This window comes from Longitalea arenae (assembly GCF_016924755.1).
Lineage (GTDB): Bacteria > Bacteroidota > Bacteroidia > Chitinophagales > Chitinophagaceae > Niastella > Niastella arenae.
Map to the genome: position 1 here is coordinate 225,771 of NZ_JAFFJX010000005.1, position 24,774 is coordinate 250,544.

At 46.1% G+C, this 24,774-nt stretch carries 17 protein-coding genes and 1 tRNA gene; 12 read left to right on the forward strand and 6 right to left on the reverse strand.

Annotated elements, in window-relative coordinates; translation table 11 throughout:
• Positions 1–8 precede the first annotated feature (8 nt).
• Entirely contained in the window at positions 9–1,667 is a 1,659-nt protein-coding gene (locus tag JT717_RS13645) for a GNAT family N-acetyltransferase (RefSeq protein WP_205511035.1), read from the forward strand.
• Between the two features lie 3 nt (positions 1,668–1,670).
• Here the strand turns inward: JT717_RS13645 and JT717_RS13650 are convergent, their stop codons facing one another.
• Both JT717_RS13650 and JT717_RS13655 read right to left on the reverse strand, forming a co-directional pair.
• The gene (locus tag JT717_RS13650; RefSeq protein WP_205511036.1) at positions 1,671–2,504 is read right to left on the reverse strand and encodes a polysaccharide lyase family 20 protein; all 834 of its coding nucleotides are present in this window, start codon (positions 2,502–2,504) and stop codon (positions 1,671–1,673) included.
• Between the two features lie 272 nt (positions 2,505–2,776).
• Positions 2,777–2,848 (reverse strand) — tRNA-Cys (locus JT717_RS13655).
• 358 nt (positions 2,849–3,206) lie between these two features.
• Between JT717_RS13655 and JT717_RS13660 the strand changes: the two genes are divergently transcribed.
• Positions 3,207–4,973: a carbamoyltransferase family protein gene (locus JT717_RS13660; RefSeq protein WP_205511037.1), complete on the forward strand. Its 1,767-nt coding sequence runs from the start codon at positions 3,207–3,209 to the stop codon at positions 4,971–4,973.
• Between the two features lie 80 nt (positions 4,974–5,053).
• Here JT717_RS13660 and JT717_RS13665 read toward each other — a convergent pair whose 3' ends face one another.
• Complete coding sequence (locus JT717_RS13665) at positions 5,054–6,328, reverse strand: polysaccharide lyase family 20 protein (protein ID WP_205511038.1); 1,275 nt, start codon at positions 6,326–6,328, stop codon at positions 5,054–5,056.
• A 1,199-nt stretch (positions 6,329–7,527) separates the two neighbouring features.
• Between JT717_RS13665 and JT717_RS13670 the strand changes: the two genes are divergently transcribed.
• Both JT717_RS13670 and JT717_RS13675 read left to right on the forward strand, forming a co-directional pair.
• Positions 7,528–7,881, forward strand: a complete 354-nt coding sequence (locus JT717_RS13670) for a DUF6152 family protein (RefSeq protein WP_205511039.1) — start codon at positions 7,528–7,530, stop codon at positions 7,879–7,881.
• Positions 7,882–7,883: 2 nt separating this feature from the next.
• Positions 7,884–8,324, forward strand: coding sequence for a hypothetical protein (locus JT717_RS13675; RefSeq protein ID WP_205511040.1), 441 nt, complete (start codon positions 7,884–7,886; stop codon positions 8,322–8,324).
• Between the two features lie 47 nt (positions 8,325–8,371).
• Here the strand turns inward: JT717_RS13675 and JT717_RS13680 are convergent, their stop codons facing one another.
• Positions 8,372–9,106: a hypothetical protein gene (locus JT717_RS13680; RefSeq protein WP_205511041.1), complete on the reverse strand. Its 735-nt coding sequence runs from the start codon at positions 9,104–9,106 to the stop codon at positions 8,372–8,374.
• Positions 9,107–9,355: 249 nt separating this feature from the next.
• Between JT717_RS13680 and JT717_RS13685 the strand changes: the two genes are divergently transcribed.
• From JT717_RS13685 to JT717_RS13695, 3 genes are all read left to right on the forward strand, one after another.
• Complete coding sequence (locus JT717_RS13685; RefSeq protein ID WP_240348074.1) at positions 9,356–9,745, forward strand: DoxX family protein; 390 nt, start codon at positions 9,356–9,358, stop codon at positions 9,743–9,745.
• Positions 9,746–9,778: 33 nt separating this feature from the next.
• On the forward strand, positions 9,779–10,801 hold the full coding sequence (locus JT717_RS13690; protein WP_205511043.1) for an alpha/beta fold hydrolase: 1,023 nt from the start codon (positions 9,779–9,781) through the stop codon (positions 10,799–10,801).
• Positions 10,802–10,985: 184 nt separating this feature from the next.
• Positions 10,986–13,064, forward strand: a complete 2,079-nt coding sequence (locus JT717_RS13695; protein WP_205511044.1) for an IPT/TIG domain-containing protein — start codon at positions 10,986–10,988, stop codon at positions 13,062–13,064.
• 56 nt (positions 13,065–13,120) lie between these two features.
• On the opposite strand, the gene JT717_RS13700 is transcribed toward JT717_RS13695, so the two are convergent.
• Complete coding sequence (locus JT717_RS13700) at positions 13,121–13,480, reverse strand: septal ring lytic transglycosylase RlpA family protein (RefSeq protein ID WP_240348076.1); 360 nt, start codon at positions 13,478–13,480, stop codon at positions 13,121–13,123.
• A gap of 145 nt (positions 13,481–13,625) precedes the next feature.
• Positions 13,626–14,555: a DUF6929 family protein gene (locus tag JT717_RS13705; protein WP_205511046.1), complete on the reverse strand. Its 930-nt coding sequence runs from the start codon at positions 14,553–14,555 to the stop codon at positions 13,626–13,628.
• A 174-nt stretch (positions 14,556–14,729) separates the two neighbouring features.
• Between JT717_RS13705 and JT717_RS13710 the strand changes: the two genes are divergently transcribed.
• The 5 genes from JT717_RS13710 (at position 14,730) to JT717_RS13730 (ending at position 24,734) form a co-directional block, all read left to right on the forward strand.
• The gene (locus JT717_RS13710) at positions 14,730–15,746 is read left to right on the forward strand and encodes a GntR family transcriptional regulator (protein ID WP_205511047.1); all 1,017 of its coding nucleotides are present in this window, start codon (positions 14,730–14,732) and stop codon (positions 15,744–15,746) included.
• A 15-nt stretch (positions 15,747–15,761) separates the two neighbouring features.
• Positions 15,762–17,348: a solute:sodium symporter family transporter gene (locus JT717_RS13715; protein WP_205511048.1), complete on the forward strand. Its 1,587-nt coding sequence runs from the start codon at positions 15,762–15,764 to the stop codon at positions 17,346–17,348.
• Between the two features lie 73 nt (positions 17,349–17,421).
• Entirely contained in the window at positions 17,422–19,446 is a 2,025-nt protein-coding gene (locus JT717_RS13720) for an alpha-amylase family protein (RefSeq protein WP_205511049.1), read from the forward strand.
• 134 nt (positions 19,447–19,580) lie between these two features.
• Positions 19,581–22,760 (forward strand): SusC/RagA family TonB-linked outer membrane protein, encoded by a 3,180-nt coding sequence (locus JT717_RS13725; protein ID WP_240348078.1) that lies wholly within the window; start codon positions 19,581–19,583, stop codon positions 22,758–22,760.
• Positions 22,761–22,805: 45 nt separating this feature from the next.
• On the forward strand, positions 22,806–24,734 hold the full coding sequence (locus tag JT717_RS13730) for a RagB/SusD family nutrient uptake outer membrane protein (RefSeq protein WP_205511051.1): 1,929 nt from the start codon (positions 22,806–22,808) through the stop codon (positions 24,732–24,734).
• Positions 24,735–24,774: the final 40 nt, after the last annotated feature.

Here is a 24,774-nt window from a genome sequence, read left to right on the forward strand (position 1 = left end):
ATTCCCATATGAGGCCCCGTGACGGTTATTCTATTGAGGTGATGACCGGTGAGGCTGTACTTTCTTTGCTCTCGAACGACCCCGATTTTCAACAAAGCTGGGACCAGTTATTTGAATCCTGTCCCTGGGCTACCATTTTTCAAAGCCGGAAATTTGTGACCGCCTGGTATGAAAGTTATAAAAATCAACATCTGCCCATTCTTCTTACAGGAGTAGAAGGAGGGCAGCTGAAAGGACTGCTGCCGATGGCTTTATTAAACAGTGCTGTTAATGACGGCCAGGTTCCTGCAAAAGGCGGCCGTATTACAGGAGCAGGTCATTATGAAGCGGAATACCAGGTATGGCTGGCAGGTGCAGCAGATGGAGATGTATTTATTAAAAAAGCGATGGCCGAATTAACGAAGCGATTTGGCGGTCATACCATTTCATTCAGGTTCCTGCCCCCCGGAACGCCGTTCGATTGGGCGAAAAACGATAAGCAATGGCGTGGGGTTAGCATTATACAGTCGTTTGACCGGCCTATCATAAATTTGAGAGATCCGGAGGTAGAAAGATCACTCCGGCGCAGAAAGCATTTTAAACATAAACTTAACCGCGTTAAAAAATTAGGCGATTTTCGTTTCGAGGTGGTAGATGATCTGGAAACATTTGAGCACAGCCTCAATGACATGGCAGAACAATACGATTTCCGGCAAAGCGCCATGTTCAATAAATATCCTTTCAAAGAAGATCCCGATAAGAAAAAATTCCTGCTGGAAATGTTCCGCCAGCAAATGCTTCATGTAACCGTAATGCGGGTGAATGGAAAAATAATGGCGGCAGTTGTATTGGTGGTGGGTGGAAACTGGGCACATCTGGCGGGCATTAATTGTCATGCGCCTTTTTACGCCCGTATGTATTCTCCGGGATTTTTACATTTTATACTACTGGCTAAACAGTTGTCAGACGAACGAGTGCCGTATTTTGATCTTTCACCAGGTTATGATTCTTATAAAGATGACCTTGCCAATCTGCACGATGATGTACATGAACTGGTGATCAGTAATAATGCAAAATTCCGCTTAAAGCGCAAATTCAAGCGGTGGCTGCATGCCCGCCTGGTAGCCTGGAAGATGAGACCAATGACGGTCGAATTAAAAATAAAGTGGTTTGCTTATATGGCAAAACATCTGAGCGTTGGGTATGCTCTTAAACAAGTGGCTAAAAAGCTGGAGCGGAAAAAGACGCAACAGCTTTTCCTGGTAAAAAGTTATGCGTTACCGGAAGGAGCAGTAATACCACTGCAGAAAGACAATCTGCAAGACCTGATGCAATATGAATTCAGTAAAGGCAGCAGTGCGGCAAAATGGGAATTCCTTGCGAATGCTATGCGCCGCCTGGAAACCGGGCAACATTGTTATACCTGGATCGAAAACGGCCGGTTGATGGCCAGTGTCTGGTTCAGCCATGCAGAAAGTTTTACAGATGAGGTGAATAACAGCCAGGCGACTGACAGGAAGATGATCATTAAGGGGTTTTATTACCATCCTGCTGCAAAAAGCCGGTTACCACATTTTGTTAATAATGTAATTGATACCGCTGTAAACAAAGAGAACAGATATCACTTTCAGGCAGAAGATGGATTGTTTGTAAACGCGCTGGCAGCAGCGGGGTCACGCATCGAATAGAGATCAGGGCTTAGGCCCTGTTTTATCCGGTCCCATATCAGCAAAGGAAGCGCGTTCATTGCCTAATTTAATATCGTCCAGGTAAAGCACTCTTTTATGGGTGTTTGTAGGCAGTGATTTATTCCAGGCCGATTTATAAATTCCCAGCTTCCATTTGGGTGTATGGAAATCACCGCTGTTGAGCTCATACATATTCGCGCCTTTATAGTTTACGACCGGGGCGCCATTGCGCCAGATCTCAACCAGTCCATCCGGTTCGGCGGAATGTATTACATGGATCACATAATACTGCCATTTATTCTTTTCAACGGGGCCCATTTCAATCACTTTTTTGCCCTTGATGCGGGGATTTATCCGGAGCCTTAGCTGGTTGTTCTTTGTTCTGATGCACAGTGAAGGAGTAGCTTTTCCGCCCTGGTGCCATTGGCTGATCACTTCATCGCTGCTGTCTGTATCGAAACCTTCTTTTGGAAAGTACACGGCGAATGCATACCAACGCTCCAGGCTGCTTTTAGAATCAGGGCCGGGAAATAATATTTCGGATCTTGTTCCATTATTGGTTTCCGGGTCATCGTCCCTTAATTCGAAACGAGCAGCTTTTTTGCCGGTATACACAGGGCGATCGACTATTTGTAAGGCGTAATCGGTGGCTGTTTGTTTGGTTAAAAAGGAGGGAAGCGGATCCTTGTCTTCGAAATCGAGTTGGTAAAGTATAGGGGAGCGTTGTTTCGTAACGGCCGAAGGACCGGCATTAGCAGGAAGCTTTTCTTTATGGCTGTAAAGCATGGTACCCCATAGTAACAGCAACGTAAGTATTATTTGTTCTTTCCGGTTCACAGTCAACTGATTTAGTTTGGCGCTTTTCCCGTGTCGTTTTTATACGGTAATTTCTGATCATGAAGTTACCAATTATCTACAAGTATTGACGGGCTTTGCATGCGTGAGTTTAAAAAAAGCCTTTCTTATACATCGAGGGGATTTATGTTGCGGCGGTGACAACTTGCTATCAAAAGCATACCGGTATTTTACATGCGTATTTCGGCAGAAGTAATCGGTTATTATTGATCGTGTAAATGAAAAAGGACCGCATTAAGCGGTCCCTGGGTCAGAGGTTCCGAACAGATTTGAACTGCTGTAAGAGGTTATGCAAACCTCTGCCTAACCAACTCGGCCACGGAACCATAATTAAAGATCGGTAATAAAGTAAATGTACAAAAATATTCAATAAATAAAATTAAATATTCCCTTTTGAAAAAGTATGACAGAGATCATCTTTATTGCGGTTCCCAACTGCTGTTACACTATGTTTATGCTATTACTATTGACAATACCCGGTAGTACTGATCATATCTATCTCGCTCGGGATCCATAGCATGCATCTCACAATTACCAGTAATGTTTTTTATTGAAATGATTTTGAACAGGAAATTTTAAAATGAATATATTCATCCTTATATTAGTGTACAATTTTCTGTTCCCTTTTTAAAGGCGTCTTGTTACTTATCTGTATTACTTACCACATCTACCTAAAATAAGCTTATGAACATTCTTGGAATCAACTTTTATTATCATGACTCCACGGCCTGTATTGTGTCAGACGGAGCTCTTGTTGTTGCAATTGAAGAAGAACGGCTCACAAGGAAAAAGCACACCGTCGATTTTCCCGTTCAAGCCATTAATAAATGTATGGAGGCAGCAAGGTTAACGCCGGCTGACATTGATTATATTGCTGTATCTGTAGACCCCGCATTGTGTTTGGGAAAAAAGCTTTTTTATGGCATGAAGAACCTGTCGCACGGCCGTAAATTCATTTGGCAGGAACTGATGATGAATTTGTTCTGGAAGCGCAAGCGTTTAAAAAATTGGTATGGAAGTTTTTTCAAAAATGCTCATAAGCCGCCGGTTCATTTTATTCCTCATCACCTCTCACATGTCGTAGGTACTTTTTTGATCTCACCATACGAAAGCGCTGCGCTCTTGTCTGTTGACGGTTCGGGGGAATGGGCGACCACCTTTATGGGAAAGGCAAAAGATTGCAATTATACCTGTTTCAGACAGGACTATTTTCCAATGTCTCTGGGATCAGTATATGAAGCGGTCACCCAATTCTGCGGTTTCATTCCCAACTACGATGAGGGAAAAACGATGGGGCTTGCACCTTTAGGCAATCCACAAAAGTTTTATGATAAAGTCTCCAAGACCTTTTGGATCAACGACGATCTTTCTATTGGCGTAGATCTTAGTTATTTCAAGTACCAGTACTATAGTCCGGTGCGGTACAGTTCCAAATTCGTTGAGGTTTTCGGGAAACCCCGCAATAAAGACAAACGAGCCCCATTCGAACAGCATCACCTCGACATTGCCGCTGCCTTTCAGCTTCATTTGGAAGAATGCATGCTTACACTGACCCGTGGGTTGCATAAAAAAACAGGAGAAGATTACCTGGTTCTTGCCGGAGGCGTTGCGCTCAACAGTGTTGCCAATGGCCGCATCGTTCGGGAAAGTGGTTTTAAAGACATTTACCTGATGCCTGCGGCAGGCGATAACGGTACAGCACTTGGGGCTGCTTATTATTTATATAATTGTATACTGAAAAACAAACGCGGTTTTGTACATACAGATCCGTATGTGGGGCCTGGTTATAGTAACAAGGAAATTGAAATTATTATCAAATCCTGCAAATTGTCGGCAAACTATTATTTCAATATAGAAGAGAAAACGGCTGAAATTCTTAATGAAGGGAAAATCGTAGGGTGGTACCAGGGTGGCATGGAGATCGGGCCCCGTTCGCTTGGTAACCGCAGTATCCTGGCCAATCCAACCCTCAAACACATGAAAGATAAGGTGAATGCAGAAGTGAAACACCGGGAGGCATTCCGCCCCTTTGCACCCTCTTGTCCGATAGAAGATGTTCCAAAATACTTTGAACAGCATGTAGCCGATCCCTTTATGCTGAAAGTATGCAATGTGTTGCCTGACAAACGCGAAGTGGTTCCCGCAATTACGCATGTAGACGGAACGGCTCGTTTGCAAACTATTCATTCGGAAACCAATAACAGGTTTCATACCCTGCTGAAAGAGTTTGAGAAACTGAGCGGTGTTCCCGTTTTGCTGAATACGAGTTTCAACGTGATGGGCGAACCGATCGTAGAATCACCGTATGATGCAATCCGATGCTTTTTTACTACCGGATTGGATGTATTGGTGCTGGGAAATTTTATTATTGAAAAAAACAGCTTCAGCAGCCATGATGCTGTGAACCACCATGAAATGCATTTTATGCCATTTGAGTCTGTCGATCAATAGAATTTAATCAAATAAGAGCATAAAAAAAAGCCCTTCCGATGCGTCGGAAGGGCTTTATGTTTACATATTAATAACCCTCATTACTGTACTATAGAGAAAGTGACCGTTTGGGTAGCACCTGCAGTGCCGGTAGCGTTATCGCCCTGGTAGGGAGTCGCTTTCAGCGTATACGTGCCTAATGCAGGCGGATTCCAGTTGCCGTAATAGAAGTTGCCGCTTCCATCATCACCATGTAAAGCAAAAGGAGCTTTACTATCAGTATAAGTTTTGCTTTGCTTGCCGCTCAGCTCAAACTTTACACTGCCTGTAGTGCTTGTATTCGCCCGGATGTTTACTTTGGTAAGACCCAGCGCTTTCAGGCTTATTACTTGTCCGTTTTTAATTGACAACACATCTCTTTCCGTCTCGGCATTTACCAGCACCAGGTCTGATACTGTGTTTCCGGTAGTTGGTGTGGTTGTAATTGGATTTGATTCGGTGGTCTCATCGGGAGCAGCCGGTGTAGTGCTGCTGCCGGTTGGCGCCATCAGATTATAGGTAGCATTTTCAGTACCCATTTTTATATCATCGAAGTAAAGTACTCTTTTGTTGGTAGAAGAGGTACGGGTGCCATTCCAGTATGATTTGTAAATACCGAATTTCCAGAAGGGCAGATGATACGTGTCGTTAATGGGATAGCTGTTCGGACCGGTGCGATTGAGGATCTTCACACCATCGCGCCAGATCTCGATTAAACCGTCGGAGCCGGCGGTATGCTTCACATGCAATACATAGGTATGCCATTTGTCTTTATCCAGTTGGCCCAGGTCGATCCAGGTTTCGCTCATTACACGCAGCCATAATTTGTCATCTTTTGTGCGTAAGCAAAGTGCCGGCGTAGTGCCACCACCCTGGTGCCATTGGGTGATCACCTCATCGGTTGCATCGGGTTTATAATCAGCGCTGGGAACATACATAGCGTAAGAATACCAGCGGTTGTTGTTTGTTGAAACGGGGAAGGTTATTTCAGCTCTGGTTCCACTTTGAACTTCTGGATCAGTATCTCTTAATTCGAAACGAACTGATCTGGTACCACTATAACGTTGAGCCGTAGAGGCAGTAATTGAGTAAGAAGCTGCTGCCTGCAATTTTGCATAAGAATTATCGAACCAGCTTCCGTCTGCATTCTCCTGCCAAATAATATCTCCAATGGCTTTTGTAGAAACGAGTTCATTCATAGTGCTTTCTGATTCGCTTTCAATGGGCGGTACAATCGCATCTTTTTTGCAGGAATTCAAGGTTGCTACAAGTAAGGGAACGGCCAGCCAGCGCTGGTTTTTAAAAAATTTGCCTGAGTTACGCATCGGTGTTTTCATTTGAGGTTATTAATTAATTTGTTTAAATACAGCATCTCACTTTGCTGTCATGGTTAACATCAAGGACAGAGCTCTCCCTATCGCCTCACTAGCTTGTTTTTTTAAAAGCTGTGATACGTTAACCGCGAAGGCACATCATTAACTTTTCAGTTTACTTTTCTTTCTGTGGGGCATACACTTGCGTATGCCACATCCTGGTGCACAACTGAGAACACGGCACACCGGCTAATTTTAGTTGATTGATTCTTGAACTAACAGGCACAACGATAACCAAGAAACGAGGTTGTGTTATTATGCTTTCGGTTAGTCGGATCATACTGCTTCCATAGAATACGCTTCCGGATCGAAAAAATTAGCTTAAGCTGTAGATAAGGTTTTCCATAAGGACAATAGGATAGGCATCACTGACAATTAAGTCAGAAGTAACTTTTCAATACTCTTAAAGTGATTATTCAACTGTTGCGTTATCTCCCGATCTGATCACTCATTACTGTTTCGTTTCCTGCACGGCAATAACAGTCCCCTGACATCTTCGGACTAATTTTCCAAATCTGCCCCGGTTGAGGAATTACGTGTAGACGAAACGTTTTTTTCCCGTCAGTACATACGACTGCAAATACTTACCTGTGAAAGGTCAGCAAGAAATCAGCGATCACTGCCTGGTTCGGTAAAATGAATTACGATGTAATTGGGATTGTTCCAGAAATTGCGATAAAGTGTCTGGCATGCATTTTATAGGAGCCGGCACGGATTTCTTTTTAATAGCCCCCAGTTGAGATATTTCGGTTGCGATAGATGACGCTAACCGGATGAATTTCCTTAAAGTGGTGTTCATCATAGGTCTTTTTGAGTTTTCTAAAAGAGTATTTCGCGTTATTTGACAAATATAATGCCTGAAAGGGGATAATTCTGAACTATATACGGTGCGTCAGTAAATTTGCATAAACCATGGTAGGGGTTTTTCCTTAGTGAAATTCATAAGTTAGCTGGTTAACAAGAAGGTAATAATTGGAGAAAAAAAACCACAAATCAAAGTAAAAAGTGAGGAACGTTTGAGGCGATGGAAATTGCGTGTGTTTATTACAATTAAATAAGAGATGAGTCATTTGGGTTTGAGATTCAGCAAAGAAAATGGTGTCATTTTTTGGATGCCGGAAATTCGGTAACTTACTAACACTTGTTCATCAAAATCATTTATCATGAAAAAGGGACGATTGCTTGTCATTGCTGTAATGACGCTTCTGGCGTTCTCATTCATGCCATATCATCATGGCTGGACAAACTACGATCAGAACAAAACACTCGATTACGTTGGCACTGTTGAAGAATTTACATTTGAAAATCCCCATGCTACTGCAAGGGTAAAGGACAAGAAGAAAACCTGGTTGGTGATCCTGGCGCCTACCAGCCGTATGGAGTCAAGAGGTGTGCCTTCAGACAAGATCACTAAAGGAAGCAAGTTACGGGTAGTAGGCTACCCGCATAAAAAGATAAAAGACGAGATGCGTGCTGAAAGGATCTTTGTTGATAATGTAAAATACGAATTGCGCTGACTGTGGTATTCCGATGGATCGAAGCATCTGCACTGGCGGCAGCCATCCGGCAATCGACATGGTTATATCCCTTCATTGAGATCATTCATATTGTAGGGATCGTGCTGGTCGCCGGCGGCGCGCTGTTTTTCGATATCCAATTATTATCCGCCCATACAAAACCTGTAATAGAAAGCAGGTATTTATTAAAGTGGTCAAAGCGCGGACTTCTCCTGGCCTTACCATCAGGTTTGTTATTATTTACAACCAATGCGATGGCATTGTCGAACGACCCGGTTTTTGGCCTGAAATTACTGCTGTTATTGCTGGCTGCCTTTAATGCCTGGCTCTTTCATGTAAGGGTGTATGTTCCGGCAAAATGGGCTACCGCCCGCTATCATGCCATTGCTTCTATCATTATATGGGTAAGTATTATCTCCTGTGGCAGACTGTTGGCCTATTGAGAGCTGGGCAGCAAAAAGAAATCATCTTAAAGAAATTGGATACCTGATTAAAGATCGCCCAGGTATTTCTGCACCTGCTCATGCATTCGTTTGTTCTCTTCCTGAATGATCTGCTGGTAATAGTTGATCTTTGCTGAATCATGCATTACCTGGGCATTGTGCAGCGCTTCTGCTGCTATTGACACTGTGCTCAGTGGCGTCTCCAATTGCTGCATCATCGTTTTTATGGCATGGGTGCTGTGCTCATAAAATTGCTGTTTGCGCTCGCTGATGATAAAAGCAACACAAAATATGGCGAGTACCGAAATAGTAAGCAGTGCAGAGGCAGTAATGATCCAGCCCATATCGGTAAACACGATCTTCTTATAAGCGGGTATAACCACCGTTAGCAGTTCAGCCGTATTTTTCCGCTCAATATCTGGTTGGAATTCATAATAAAAGACCAGGTTCTGCGGGTCATCTGCTAATTTTTGCCCAAAGCCCCGCGATGCCAATTGAGCGGTGCCTGAACCGATCGAATATTCAAAGCTGATATTGCTTAATCCGTTTGCGGAAAATGATCGTTGCAGCAGGTCTGTAAACAGCGTGTCTGACAGATCATTCAGCGACCTGGTGAATGGGATATTTGCCCGGGTGTTCTCAATTGATGATATTACGAGAGATTTGAATGCCTGTAATTTGTTTTGCTGTAGTGATGTCAGCCAGCTATACTGTATAACTATCAGGCCAATTACCAATACACTAAAGAATGCAATCTTAAGTAGTGTAGATCTTCTCCGCATGGGCTAATAATTTAACCGGTAATCAACAGCTAAATTAACGGTAAGGTATTTCAGTTCACAGTGGAAAACAATCCCGGCCCTTGATTTAACGAAGTTTTAGGGGCATTCTCCGCCCTGCCGCAAACTCGCCGCCCTAACTGCCCGGCCGGCGCTTTAATTTGTCTACTTCGCGGGATTCTGCTTAGCCATAAGCCAGCCATACAACATCTTTGTGTCATCAATTAACACAAAACAAACAGTATAATGAATATGAAAACTACCAAAGCGATTTACTGGACAGGCACTGTATTAACCTCATTATGGTTTGGAACGAGTGGTGTTTGTGAGCTTATCAAAAACCCGCTCGTATGGGACATTACTTTACAACTAGGTTACCCGCCACATTTCATTTACCTGCTGGGCGTGGCTAAACTGGCCGGGGTAGTGGTGCTGTTAATACCTAACCGGTTACTACGATTGAAAGAATGGGTTTTTGCAGGTGTATTCTTCGATATCATCTTTGCCTTCTTCTCTAAATTAAGTGTGCTTGGCTTTGCGGCAACCATTGACGCCATCATTGCCTTTACCATGGTGACAGTGACCTATATCATGTTCAGAAAATTATACGCTGCACCTCGAACTGTGGCAGTGACCAACTAAATAAAACTATTCACCATTAAGAAATCAGCTATTATGAAATTAACAATAAACAAGGGCCGTTTTCGCTTTTTACTTATATCCGCTATGATCCTTGCCACTGTAATAAGTGGAATGGATGCTGTACAGGCCCAAAGCAAGAACAGATCAGAGGGCACTTTTGAAAATATCAAACAGATCAGGGCCGGCCTGCTTGATGTAGGTTATGTTGAGGTGGGACCGGCTGACGGGCAACCGGTTATTCTGCTGCATGGCTGGCCATACGATATTCATAGTTACACCGAAGTATCGGCGCTGCTGGCAGGAAAAGGTTATAGAGTGCTGGTTCCTTACCTGCGTGGTTACGGCAGCACCCGCTTTCTTGATGAGCAAACACAACGCAATGGCCAGCAATCGGCCCTGGCGGTGGATGTGATCGATTTCATGAATGCGCTGAAGATCGATAAAGCGATCCTCGGCGGTTTCGACTGGGGCGCGCGTACGGCCGATATTGTGGCGGCCCTGTGGCCCGGGCGGGTAAAAGCCCTGGTGTCGGTAAGCGGTTACCTGATCGGCAGTCAGCAGGCGAATAAGGCGCCTTTGTCGCCCCAGGCTGAGCTATCGTGGTGGTACCAGTTCTATTTTGCCACCGAACGCGGTCAGAAGGGCTATGAGGCCAACCGGCGCGAATTTTCGAAACTGATCTGGCAAACGGCTTCTCCCAAATGGAATTTTACAGAAGCTGAATTTGCAAAGTCTGCCGCCGCTTTCGATAATCCTGATCATGTGGCCATTGTTATCAATAATTATCGCTGGCGGTTGGGACTTGCAGCCGGAGAAGCCAGGTATGAAGAATTGGAAAAGAAGCTGGCCGCCGCCCCGGTCATTACAGTGCCAACCGTTACGCTGGAAGGAGATGCGAATGGTGCACCGCATCCCGATCCGGCAAAGTATGCCGCTAAATTTACCGGCAGGTATGCCCATCATACAATAACGGGGGGAGCTGGTCATAACCTGCCCCAGGAAGCGCCAAGAGCTTTTGCCGATGCCATCATCGAAGCGGCTGGTTTTGCCAGATAGTAAATTTGAAGGTAAAGGGTTAGTACCGAACAAGTTGAAACAGACGAGGGGGAAGAACGGTGGCTTATTGTTGATATCCTTGCTGGTTGGTAAACAACATTTTGTTAAAATTACCGTTTTTGTGGTCTTATAGTAATCTTTTTTAAAGTATCCGTAAGACCCTAACCCAAACCTTCCAAATTCAATGAAAAAAACCCTTGCCTGTATTTGCAGCCTGTTCATTTATTTTGGCGCATCATCCCAATGTTTCCTGAAGGAATTGAACCTCGATCAGCGCACCAACAAGTCTGATCTTATCGTTGAAGGAAAAGTTACCTCGCAAAATTCTTTTTGGAACAATGATCATACGATGATCTATACCAGTAACCTGGTAGAAGTGTATAAGGTCTTTAAAGGAATGGTTACAGCAGATGAGATTGAAATTATCACCGAAGGTGGTGTCGTTGGCCTGGACAAGATCAGTACCAATTCCCTGTTACACCTTAGCCCGGGCGAAACCGGCATCTTCTTTTGCGAAACGCCCAAACATGTAAAGGCATTGCCGCCGACTGCCAGTGCGGTTTCCCGTTATGAAGCTTATGGCTCGAAGCAGGGATTTATTAAATACGACCTGCAGCATCAGGAGGCTGCCGATCCCTTTCATAAATACCATGATGTACAGAACGAGTTATACAAACATATTTCTCCTTCACTGAAGTATACCGAAAAAAAGGCCTTTAATATCAAGAGCAGCAGCAGTAATGTGAATACACTGGCGGCACCCATGCCGTTGGCGGTAACAGGGTTTAGTCCAACCACCATTACTGCAGGTACGGGCAGCATATTAACGATCACCGGTAACAGTTTTGGTGCTACCCAGGGTTCAGGCTATGTTCAGTTCAGGAATGCCGACGATGGCGGCGCCAGCTTTATTTCACCGCTTCAATCGCAATATATTTCATGGTCCGATACAGAAATCAGGGTGCAGGTACCCAGTAATGCGGGAACGGGTGTAGTTCGGGTGGTGCAGGGCGCTGTTCAAACCAGTGCTGCTACGCTTACCATCACCTATGCTCATTTGAATGTAGATTTCGATCCGGGCAGCGGTACTGTTGCCTACCAGCCAGATCATATAAACGACAATGGTTCCGGTGGGTATACCTGGCGGATGAATACTGGTTTCGATGCCAATGCTGCGGCAAGAGCTTCTTTTGTCCGTGCTTTTGATAGCTGGAGATGTACCGGCACTGAAATAAACTGGACGATTGGCGCTACTACTGCTATCAATGACGCTGTATCCGATGGCACCAATATCATTTGTTTTGACAATGCTGCACCCTTATCTGCCGGTGTATTGGGTGTATGTTATACTTACTGGTCGGGTTGTGCATCCGGCCCAACCATTCAATGGTTTGTGAGCGAGCTCGATATCATTTTCGATGAAGGCAGTAATATTGCCCCTACCTATACCTGGGAATATGGTCCGGCCACTCCTTCGGGCACGGAATATGATTTTGAAACAGTGGCCGTACATGAGTTGGGCCATGGCCATCAGTTAGGGCATGTGATCAGTCCGGGCGCCATTATGCACTATGCCATTTTTAACGGCAGCGCCAACAGGACATTGGGAGTTAATGATCTGGCAGGCGGTAACTATGTTCAGGCGCGCAGTGAAGTAGCCAATGTATGCGGTCCGGGCGCCATGACATCCTACACCGGTTGTACGGTATTGCCCTTGTCAGTTGCGGGCCTAAAAGCTTATCAGAAAGAGTCAGGCGTACAAGTGGAATGGTCAATGGCATCGGAAAAGGATATCCTTCAGTATGAAATTGAAGAATCCATCGATGGCACCACATTTACAGCGGCAGCCAGGCTCTTGCCGAAAGGCAACAATGGGTCAGGCGCCAGTTATCAGTGGTTCGACAGGCAGGTTAATAGCGATATCGCTTATTACCGGATCCGATCTGTAACCTTGAATGGTAACAATGAGTATAGTGATATCATGCGCGTAAAAATGGCGAACGGAAAACCAGGCTTTCAGGTTTACCCGAACCCGCTGAAAGATCAGCCCCTGACTGTAGAGATGAGCAATATGGAAAAAGGGATTTATCTGTTAAGCCTCTACAATGTGGCTGGTCAGCAGGTGCTGAGTAAAAAGATCGTACACAATGGAGGCAGCGCTGTACATACAATATCGCTGCCGCTTATCGCTGCCGGTGTACACCGCCTGGTAATGAAAAGCAATACAGGTACGCTTCAGCAAACTATACTGATAGAAAAATAACTGGCATGTGGTTGAGATCAGACATCAGTCTGGTCTCAACTCTTATTATATCCCACTTAATTCTTCTTCTTTTTATACCTGATCTCAACGGAAGCCACGCCGGCATCTACCATGCCCAGCTTTTGGGCAGCTTTTTTAGAGACATCGATAATGCGGCCAGGCGCAAATGGACCCCGGTCGTTGATGGTAACGTTTACAGAACGGCCGTTGGAAACATTGATCACTTTTACTTTGGTGCCAAAAGGGAGGGTTTTATGCGCGGCTGTTAGTTTGTGCTGGCTGAATTTTTCGCCGCTGGCGGTTCTGCGACCCTGAAATTTATCAGCATAATAAGAGCCCTTGCCGGTCTCCGTTATTTTACGGGCGCAGGACGACAAAGAAAGTATAAACACAGCGGCAGTTAACGAACGGCGCATTTCCATGGATGTACGTTGAGCGTTAATAATAAGCAGCAAATATACACAAAACGCAAAACGCCCGGGGCGGTAAGCTGCATGCAAAAGGCAAACCCTGATTAAATACAAATCTCAGGATGCAGGCGACTCTTCGTGGAAACGAGCGTTAAGCCTTAAGCGTTAAACCTTCCGCCTTTATATGGAATAGCTTACTTTCACCATTGTCATTATCACTCACCAGGTGAATATCTAATGCAGCATCCTTTACAGATTCAACGCAAAGTCCTTCAATTTTTTGTTGGGTAAACGCTTTATCTACAGTCGACAGGTTGATCATTTCATCCAAAGCAAGGGTAGCATGGTTCATTTTTTTCGAAACATTATTGACCCAGCCCAGATAACTGTCGCTAATGGCGCCATCATCATAAGCATTATCAGTAGCTTCCTCCGATAAAGTGACCAGCAGGATGTCTTTCGATGCAACATAACACAGTTCTGAAACACCGGTAAATGCTTTTGACCGTACGGGCAATGTAAGCGGTATGACCGATACCGAAAAGTCTTTTTGTTGCGCTGGCGCCTGTATAGCCTTGATGGGTGTGATCACCAGGTGATTAATGGGCTTTGCATTATTGCCCCGGTTGCTTAGCACCAGATTGTCGCCCATCATGGTGGCGCCTTCGATATTCATTTCCGGAATGCCCTTTACCTGTAGTTGTTTCAGGAAGGCTTCCTGGTAAAAGAAGGGGTTAAATAAATTGGCATAGCCGGCCTTTTCGTTTTGCACCGGTATCAGCAGGGCTTTTTTTCTTTTTTCGGTGGAAGCTGAGCCGATGATAAACAGGTGCGGTTTATTGTTTAAGGTAATTATGGTAGCGCTTTCAAGATCTGCTTTCTCCGCTTTCGGGATCCGTTTATCGGGATAGTTGAACAACCGGATCATGTCGATCTGTTTATAGGTATTGTCGAGGATCAGAAGGTTATTGGCGTCATCGCCGACCAGGTAGAGTTTTCCATCATAATAATTAATGGATGACCCTGACGGGAAATCCTTTAATAAATGCGATCTGACGAGGCGGATGACGGGTTTCGACATGGAAAATAATTTACTGCTAAAGATAACCCTATTCCGGTTTGCCTGAATTATTTTCATAATTGATGTGGCTGGCCGCTTTTTTATTTCACCGGCTTTTCCATACATTTGGAAATAGATTAGTATAGTATAGGACAGGTGGAATGGCATCAGGCGTTAAGCGTTAAGCAATTTATTATGAACGACGTATTTAAAGAGATTTACGAAATGGAAAGCGTGAGCGGGGTGTCGAAGCACGATCAGCTTGTGAACGGCATACTCAATGCGATCCAGAACAAATCGCTCGGCCAGGGCGATCTGTTGCCTTCCGTAAATAACCTCATTAATGAATTCGGCTTCGCCCGGGAAACCATCGCCAAAGCGTATAAAGACCTGGTGAAACGCGGCATCGTGGAATCGAAGAACCGCGTAGGTTTTTATGTTTCCAATTGCGACGTTAAACAGCACCTGAAAGTAGCCCTGGTCCTCTTTGCCTTCGATGCATTCCAGGAAACCTTTTATAAAGTATTCCGGTCTAAAGTGGGCAAAGGGGTTCATATCGATGTCTTTTTCCATCATAATAATATTGATGTGCTGGAAAGCACCATCCAAAATATCCGCGGGCGCTACGGTCTCTATGTGGTGGCGCCTATTCCGCATAAACGTACGGCCGGTATTTTGGAAACCCTGCCCATGGATAAATTCCTGATGATCGACCGGTATGAGAAGATCAGCGGTGATTTTTCCTTTATAGCCCAGGAGTTTGAAAGATCATCCTACCGGGTCTTCGAGGAATTGTGCGATACCATCAGGCAATATGACGGCATGGTCTATTATCATCGTCCGGCTGCCGATACCCCCATTGAAATCCTGCATGCATTTAAAGCATTTGTAAAAAAGTATAAGATCAAACATGATATCCGCGCAGAATACGTGGCCGGTACGCTCGAAAAAGGGAAAGTGCATTTTACTATAAATAATACGGAGTTATGGAGCATGCTGAAAGATTGCAAGGTGAAGAAGCTGAAACCGGGAAAAGATGTAGGCATTCTTTCGCACAACGACGAAGTGGTGAAAGAACTGATATTTGATGGTATTACCACCTATTCGGCCGACTTTAAAGCAATGGCCGAAAAAGCGGCGGAATTTGTACTAACAAGAAAAAAGATACAGGAGATCATTCCAACCGTGCTGATCCGGCGTAAATCGCTGTGATAAGCCCAAACAAACATGAACGTTACCGGATTCATTTGCTTCTTGCTTTTCCTGGGCCTGGTTGCTGCCGTTGCCATCTATAACACCCGGAAGATGCGCCTGAACACCACGTCTGCCTATTTTATGGGTAACCGCACGCTGGGTTTCTGGATGGTAGGTTTTTCCCTTTTTCTAACCAATATGAGCTGTAATACGCTCATTGGAGAAAATGAATTTGTATACACCAACGATATGTCGGTCATGTGCTGGGGTATGAGCTCGGTGCTGGCCATGCTCATTGTTGCTGAATTTTTTCTGCCGGTATATCTTAAAATGGGCGCCATTACAACGCCCGACTTTCTGGGGCAACGCTTTGGTCCACGCCTGAAAAAGTTTGTATCTGTTTTTTTCCTGGCCAGTTATGTGATCAGTTTGATCCCGACGATCCTGTACGGAAGCGCCGTGGCCCTGAACGGCATCTTTCATGTAGACCAGGTATTGGGCGTCTCTTATTTTGCCGCCATCTGGCTGCTGGTCGTGCTGGTGGGTATTATCGGTTGTTGTTATACCGTGCTGGGTGGTTTCCGTGCGATCACCGTCTCTGACCTGGTACAGGGCGCTGGGCTGCTGATCGGCGGTATTTTATTGCTGGTCTTTGGCTTGCGGTACCTGGGGCAGGGCAGTGTATTGCAGGGCGTTGAAACAATACTTTCAGCTAAAAAGGAACACCTCAATGCCATTGGGGCTGCGCATGATCCCATTCCTTTCAGCACCTTGTTTACCGGTATGTTCCTGATCAACCTCTACTACTGGGGCATGGAGCAATACATTATGCAGCAGGCGCTGGCCGCCCGCAGTTTATCTCAGGGCCAGAAAGGTATTTCCCTGGCGGCCTTTGGTAAATTGCTGGCGCCGCTTTTTCTGAATGTGCCGGGGTTGATCGCCGTGCATTTATATCCGCAACTGACGAATACGGCTACTGTTTTTCCAAAGCTGGTGGCGGATGTCTTGCCGCCGGTGATCACCGGTTTCATTGCTGCTGTCGTATTTGGCGCCGCCATCAGTACGTTCAATGCCGGACTGAACAGTTCGGGTACTTTGTTCATAATGAATTTATATAAGCAATGGCGAAGGAGTGCCGGCGACCGCGAACTGGTAAAGGCCGCCCGCATCTTCCAATTGTCTATCACCGTTATTGCAATGGCTTTTTCACCATTCATCAGCCGTTTCGATGGCGGTTTTTATTATTATATCCAGAAGATGTCGAGCTTTTTCAGTGTGCCGGTATTTACGGTAATGATCGTAGGGTTTCTTACCAAAAAGGTATCTGAGACCGCTGCCACGGTAGGCTTGCTCTTTTTTATCGTTGCCTATGCAGTAAGCCAGCTGGTCTTTGATCTGCCGGTACATTACCTGCATGTGCTGGCAATCCTGTTTTTGGTAACGGTGGCGTTGATGCTCGCCATTGCCAGATGGAAACCCATGGCTGCACCTTATTCTCCGAAAAATATGGCTGTTGTTGACCTGAAACCCTGGCGTAACAGGCATTGGTTCTTCGGCCTCTTACTGGCCTTCATGGCAGCTGCCTTCCTGTTATTTTCAAAAGCAGGTATAGCACAGTAAACCCAAAATGCTCATTACTTAAAAACACCCAACCATGTTGATCCGACCATTGGTACCTACACACAGGTTTTTCATGTTTATTGTATTGTTATGTTTGAAGATCACGGCAGGGGCTATGCCTGCCGGCAAAAGAGATTCTGTGATCACGATGCCCTTTGGAGAGAATAATATGATCGTATATTCTTTAACAACCGGTACCTATGATGTGGTGTTCAGCGGTAAGAAGACCATTGCAGGTGCATTTGCCGTATGTAGTGGAAAAACAGAAATGACCAGTGCGGGCGCTGCCCTTCGTACCCATAGCTTCTCCACCAGAACCATCCATGACCGGGTCTCGCGATATATAATAGAGACCGTACGCAATGGGTTGCGAATGCAGCAGGTGTTTGACGTATATGGCTCACGCAATTATTTTTTAACCACTATGCGCGTTATTGGCAGGGGTGCAGCTGCATCTTATATGTCGCCCCTGACAACGGATAGTGTGGTTGTTGACGAAAAAGGCGATAACCGTGCCTTGAGCGTACCATTTGATAACGATATGTGGGCGCGTTTCAATGCGCAGCCCATACAGCACGCAAATTTTACCAGCAGCGAAGTAACGGCGATCTATAATAACGATACATATAAAGGATTGATCATTGGCTCTGTTGATCAGCAGGTTTGGAAAAGCGGTATTACCGTAAAGGCGAACGGAGTTAACTCATTTTCGATCAGCGCTTTTGGCGGTTTTGCCGATAGTACGATAACGCATGATAAGATCCGCCACGGGCTTGTAACTACCACCGATACCAGCTGCGTTTCCCCTATGATGATGGTAGGTATGTTCACCGACTGGCGCAAAGGGATGGAGCAATATGCCAGGGATAATCATTCGCGTGCGCAGGGTATCTTTAACTGGAAGAAAGCGACGCCCGTTGGCTGGAACAGCTGGGGCGCCATCCAAAATAAAATAACATTAGATAAAGCAAAACGTGTGATCGATTTCTTCGCCGATTCATGCAAAGGTTATCGCAGTGCCAATGGCCAATTATATATTGATCTCGATTCCTTCTGGGATAATATGGTAAAGGGCGGACTGGATGGTGATGTGAGCGAGTTGAAACAATTTGTGGCCTACTGCAAAAGCAAAGGATTCAAACCTGGTATCTACTGGGCGCCATTTACCGATTGGGGTAAGCACGATCGTAAAATGGAAGGTTCAGCGTATACCTATGCACAGGCATGGTTGAAGCAAAATGGGAAACCGGTTGAAGTGGATGGTGCTTTAGCCCTGGATGCTACCCATCCTGGAACAAAGGCAAGGATCAACTATTACCTGACTCATCTGAAAAACCTGGGCTTTGAAATGATCAAGATCGATTTCCTGGGACATGGTGCCCTGGAATGCGATCGTTTTTATGATCCTGCAATAACAACTGGTATGCAGGCCTACAAGGTGGGTATGCAATGCGTAACAAAAGCGCTGGATAACAAGATGCTTGTGTACGCAGCTATTTCGCCCACCATGGCCACGGCGCCATACGTACATATGCGGCGTATTGCCTGTGACGCTTTCAGCGCTATTGACAATACCGAATATACGCTCAACAGCACGGGTTATGGCTGGTGGCAAAGCCTCTTATACAATTTCGTTGATGCCGACCATGTGGTGTTCAACCACGAAAGCGAAGGCGCCAATCGCGCCCGCTTGGCGTCGGCGCTGGTTACTGGCACGCTTATCGCCGGTGACGATTTTTCATCGTATGGCCCCTGGTCGAATGCAGCTAAACATTTATTGCAGAATAAGGAACTGCTGAAAGTAATTAAAGACGGGCGCAGCTTCAGGCCCATTGAAGCCAATACAGGAAATAAAGGCGTTGAGTTGTTTATAAAGGCGGACTACGATAAGGTTTACCTGGCGGCATTCAATTACAGTAATACACCCCGCACGTATACATTGTCCCCAGCCCGCTTAGGTGTTCTGTCGCGAGCGCAGGTAACCGCTGCAGAACTCCTAAGCGGGACCGTTGAAAACTGGCAGCAGGATTCCATCCACATAAACGTTCCACCTTCAGATGCAAAGATTTATCTGATCAGGCCCGCGCGTACTAAATAATAGTGCTCCAAATATTTTGCCCGGTAAAAAATAACTTTATATTTGTAGTGGTATAGGATAGTATAGTACAGATACGAATCTTAATCCCGCAATCTCAAAACGCTGCTAGTATGATGAAACGATTTGCCTGCTGTATGCGGACGTGTACAAGCTTCCGCCATACTTCCCTGCTGGTTATTCTATTTGCCAGTTGTTTATTTTCCACCCGTTCATTCGCACAGAACACCGACCAGGTATCAGGTACTGTTATTGACAGCGCTCATGCGCAGCCATTATCAGGCGTATCGGTGCTTATAAAAGGCACCCGGCAGGGTACCAGCACGGATGAAAAAGGCCGCTTTGTGCTTGCCATTCCGGGCGACCAGGCTGTGCTCGAATTTTCATTTGTCGGCTATAAGTCAAAAGACGTCACAGCGCATAAGGGAAGACCAGTAACGATACTGTTGCCGCTGGCCGAAGATTCAACGGCCGATGTGGTAGTGGTAGCCTATGGAAAGCAGAAGAAGCAAAGTATGGTGGCCTCCATTACCACCATCAATGTGAAGGAACTGCGCGGGCCTACCAGTAACCTTACTACGATGCTGGCCGGCCGTATATCGGGGGTGATCGCCTACCAGCAAAGCGGTGAACCGGGGGCCGATAACGCATCCTTTTTCATCCGTGGTGTGGGCACCTTTGGCGCCGGTAAAAGAGATCCACTCATCCTGATCGATGGTATGGAATCTTCTTCCAATGACCTGGCCCGCCTGCAACCCGATGATATTGCCGGGTTCTCCGTATTGAAAGATGCCGCCGCCGCTTCCTTATATGGCGCGCGTGGCGCAAATGGCGTTATCCTCGTCACCACCAAGAGTGGGGTAGAAGGCAAAGCAAAGTTCAATGTGCGCATGGAACTGCCTTTCTCTACCAATACCCGGAATTTCAAATTTGCCGACAACATAACTTATATGAAGCTGGCCAATGAAGCCGTGCTTACCAGGGATCCCCTCGGTGTATTGCCCTATTCACAAAATAAGATCGATCATACAGAAGCTGGCGACGATCCCTTGCAGTATCCCAACAATAACTGGATCAATACCCTCATAAAAGACTATACCGTTAACCAGAAATTTGATATGAACGTAAGCGGGGGCGGTAAAACGGCACAATATTATATTGCCGGCACATACAATATCGACCGGGGGATCCTCAGGACCATTCCCAGCAACAGCTTTAACAGTAATATCAAATTAGGGAACTACAGCGTTCGATCCAATATCAATATTAATATTACGCCTACGACCAAAGCTATTGTGAGAACTTCGGCCCAGTTTGATGACTATAATGGTCCCATCGGTTACCGCGACGGCGATGGCAATTGGGTAAACGGCGGACGTGCCGTATTCAACAGCGCCATCTGGAGTAACCCGGTTATGTTTCCTGCATATTTCCCTGGCAGTTATGCACCATACCTGAAACATCCATTATTTGGCAATGCCTATATTGGCAACACCACTTCATTGTATAACAATCCTTTTGCCAGCATGGTGTCAGGCTTCCAGCAATATGCCTCTTCCCAGGTGAATGCACAGATCCAGCTGGAGCAGAATTTCAGCTTTATAACACCCGGTCTCTCGGCCCGGTTCATGAGCTTTACCCAGCGTTATTCATTCTTTGACCTCAGCCGCAGGTACAATCCCTTTTATTATACTTTAATGCCCGATCCCAACGGTAAGCTAACTGTACTCACCCCATTGAACGAGGGGCAGGGGACCGAATACCTGAACTACAACCCGGGCAGTAAACTCATCAATACCGTTGCCTATGCTGAATTCGCGACCAACTATAACCGCACTTTTGGCGATAAACATGCAGTGAGTGGTATGCTCATCGGCATCCTGCGGAATTTTGTGAACGCCAACGCAGGTGATCTGCAGGCATCATTGCCCGCCAGGAACCTGGGGCTTTCAGGCAGGTTCACCTATGCATTCGATAACCGCTACCTGGCCGAACTGAATTTTGGCTATAATGGCAGTGAGCGTTTCGCCGCTAATCACCGTTTTGGATTCTTCCCTTCGGCAGGCCTGGGCTGGATCGTATCGAATGAAAAATTCTTCGAGCCGTTAAGCGACCTGGTTTCCAATCTGAAGTTCAGGGCAACCTTTGGCCTGGTCGGCAATGACCAGATCGGTAATCCCAACGACCGCTTCTTTTATTTATCGAATGTGAACCCGAACAATACAGGCAATGGATATCATTTCGGCTTGGATCAACGGTATTTTGTTACCGGTTATTCTGTGAGCAGATACGCCAATACCGACATCACCTGGGAAAAAGCGACAACGGCCAACTATGGCATGGACCTCTCGTTCAGAAATGGGATCAATATCGTTGTGGATGCCTTCCGTTCCGTTCGCTCGAACATCCTAATGTTCAGAAGCACTATACCAACGACCATGGGTTTGGAAGCCGGTGTTCAGGCCAACAAAGGCGAGGCATCGAGCAAGGGCGTGGATGTGGCGGTTGACTACTCTAAGACCTTAAATAAGAATGTTTGGATCCAGGCCCGCGCCAATATGACCTATGCCACCAGTAAATATCGGGTGAACGAAGAACCCAATTTCCCGGATAATTTAAAATACCTGTCACGTATTGGCCAGTCGCTGAGCCAGGAGTATGGGCTTGTAGCAGAAAGATTGTTCGTAGATGATGTGGAAGCCCGCAAATCACCGGTACAAAGTTTTGGCGGGAACGCGCCCATGGGCGGCGATATCAAATACCGGGATATCAATGGCGATGGACAGATCACCGATCTTGACAAAGTGCCGCTTGGTTTTCCTAAAACCCCCGAGATCACCTACGGATTCGGGTTCTCCTTCGGTTACAAAGGCCTTGATCTGAGCACTTTCTTCCAGGGCAATGCAAGAGTATCCTTTTTTATCAATCCATATAATATCTCGCCTTTTGTGCTGAACGGTGGTTCACAGAACGGCTTATTGCAGGCCATCGCCGAAAGCCATTGGTCTGAAGACAGGCAGGACCTGCATGCTTTCTGGCCCCGGCTTGATGCACAGTTCAATAACAACAATTCCCAAACCTCCAACTGGTGGCTGCGTGATGGAACCTTCCTGCGCTTAAAAACAGTGGAGTTAGGTTATACCTTACCGCGAAAATTCCTCAACCGCATCCGCTTTTCCAGTTTCAGGATCTATGCCAATGGCCAGAACCTCTTTGCCGTAAGCAAATTCAAATTATGGGATCCGGAGATGGGTGGTAACGGGCTAGGTTACCCGGTTCAGGCGGTGTACAACCTGGGGATCAATTTTGGATTTTAAACCTGCATGCCGGGAAGTATTGATTCACTTAGAAACAAGTTAACAATGAAAACAAGCTATTATATACCGTTTTTATGCCTGGCACTAACCATGGCTGCCTGTGAAAAAGCTTTTCTGGATGTGGTGCCCGATAATGTGGCTACCCTCGACAACGCTTTTACGATGCGCTCTGAGGCGGAGAAATACCTGGCCACCTGTTATTCATACCTGCCCAATGAAGGCGATCCGGTGAGCAATATAGCGTACCTGGGTGGTGATGAATTCTGGCTGGCCTATCCGCCTGCCAGTTTAACCGCCACCAACTGGAACGTGGCCCGTGGCAACCAGAATGTGGTTCGGCCTTATGTGAATATCTGGGACGGCGATAATTTTGAAAATGTAGGGTACAGGAATATGTTCACGGCTATCCGCACCTGTAACACCTTCCTCGAAAATGTAGCAGATATAAACAAGATACCTGATCTTAGCGCCGATGAAAGGAACCGGTGGCTGGGCGAAGTGATGTTCCTGAAAGCCTGGTATCATTTTCTGTTGATGCGGCAATACGGGCCCATTCCCATTATAGACAAAAGCATTCCCGTGAATGCACCCCTCGAACAAACAAAGGTAAAACGCCAGCCGGTTGATTCAGTCGTAAATTACATAGCCGCATTAATGGATACTGCTGCTGCACGCCTGCCCGTGACCTTATTGACGCCTTCTACAGAACTGGGCCGCATTACCGTTGCCATTGCAAAAAGTATGAAAACGCGGGTGCTGGTATATGGCGCCAGTCCGCTCTTCAATGGCAACCCTGACTATAGCAATTTTAAAGATAAAGATGGCGTACAGCTCATCAGCTCAACACCTGATCCGCAAAAATGGCAACGGGCGGCACAGGCAGCGAAGGAGGCTATTGAGGCCTGTGAAGCTGCTGGTATCTACCTCTATAAATTCATCAATACGACCGGTTTCCCGCTTACCAGCGGAACTATAACCCAGATGAGCATTCGCAATGCCGTTTGTGAAAAATGGAACCAGGAATGGATCTGGGCCAACTCCAATTCATCTACCTGGCAGTTGCAGTATTCCTCCATGGCGCATATCGACCCGGCCAATTCGGGTAATTCAAGCATTTATGGTACACTCGGTCCCACCATGGCTGTAGTACGGCAGTTTTATACAAAGAACGGTGTTCCCATAACTGAAGACAAAACCCTTGATTTCTCCAATGCCAACCAGTTGCGGAAAGCAACGCATGATGAGCGGTTCAATATAGTGGAAGGGTACCAGACCGCCCGGCTGAATTTTGACCGCGAGCCGCGCTATTATGCCGACCTCGGTTTTGATGGCGGTACCTGGTACATGCAGAACAGTCCGAGCCATACCGATGAAAATACCTGGAGCGCCCAATTGAAGCTTGGGCAGTATGGCAGCGGTGTAGCAGTAACCATCACTACGTATTATCCCAAGAAACTTGTGAACTGGAAATTTGCTTACCAAAGCAATAATAACAGTCATATCGAAGATTATCCTTTTCCCACCATGCGCCTTGCCGATCTCTACCTCTTATATGCAGAAGCGCAGAATGAGGCCAGCGGGCCGTCAGAGGAAGTGTATAAATACCTTAACCTGATCAGGGAACGGGCGGGGCTGCCAACTATTCAAAACAGCTGGACCAACTTCTCCACCAATCCGGGCGCATATCAAACAAAGGAAGGGTTGCGCACGATCATCCGGAATGAACGGAATATAGAAATGGCATTTGAAGGCAGCCGGTTCTGGGACCTGCGCCGCTGGAAACTGGCCGGCCAACTGCTCAATACAAATATTACGGGTTGGGACCGTTCGGGCACGGCTGACCATCCTGAACTGTTTTATATTCCAACCACCTATTATGCCATGCGGTTTGTAGTGCCACGCGATTACCTGTGGCCCATCAAGGAATCGAATCTGCCGGTAAATGAAAATCTGGTACAGAACCCAGGGTGGTAAAACGTCAATAACAAAATTAGCCTTGCCAAAACTTACAGAT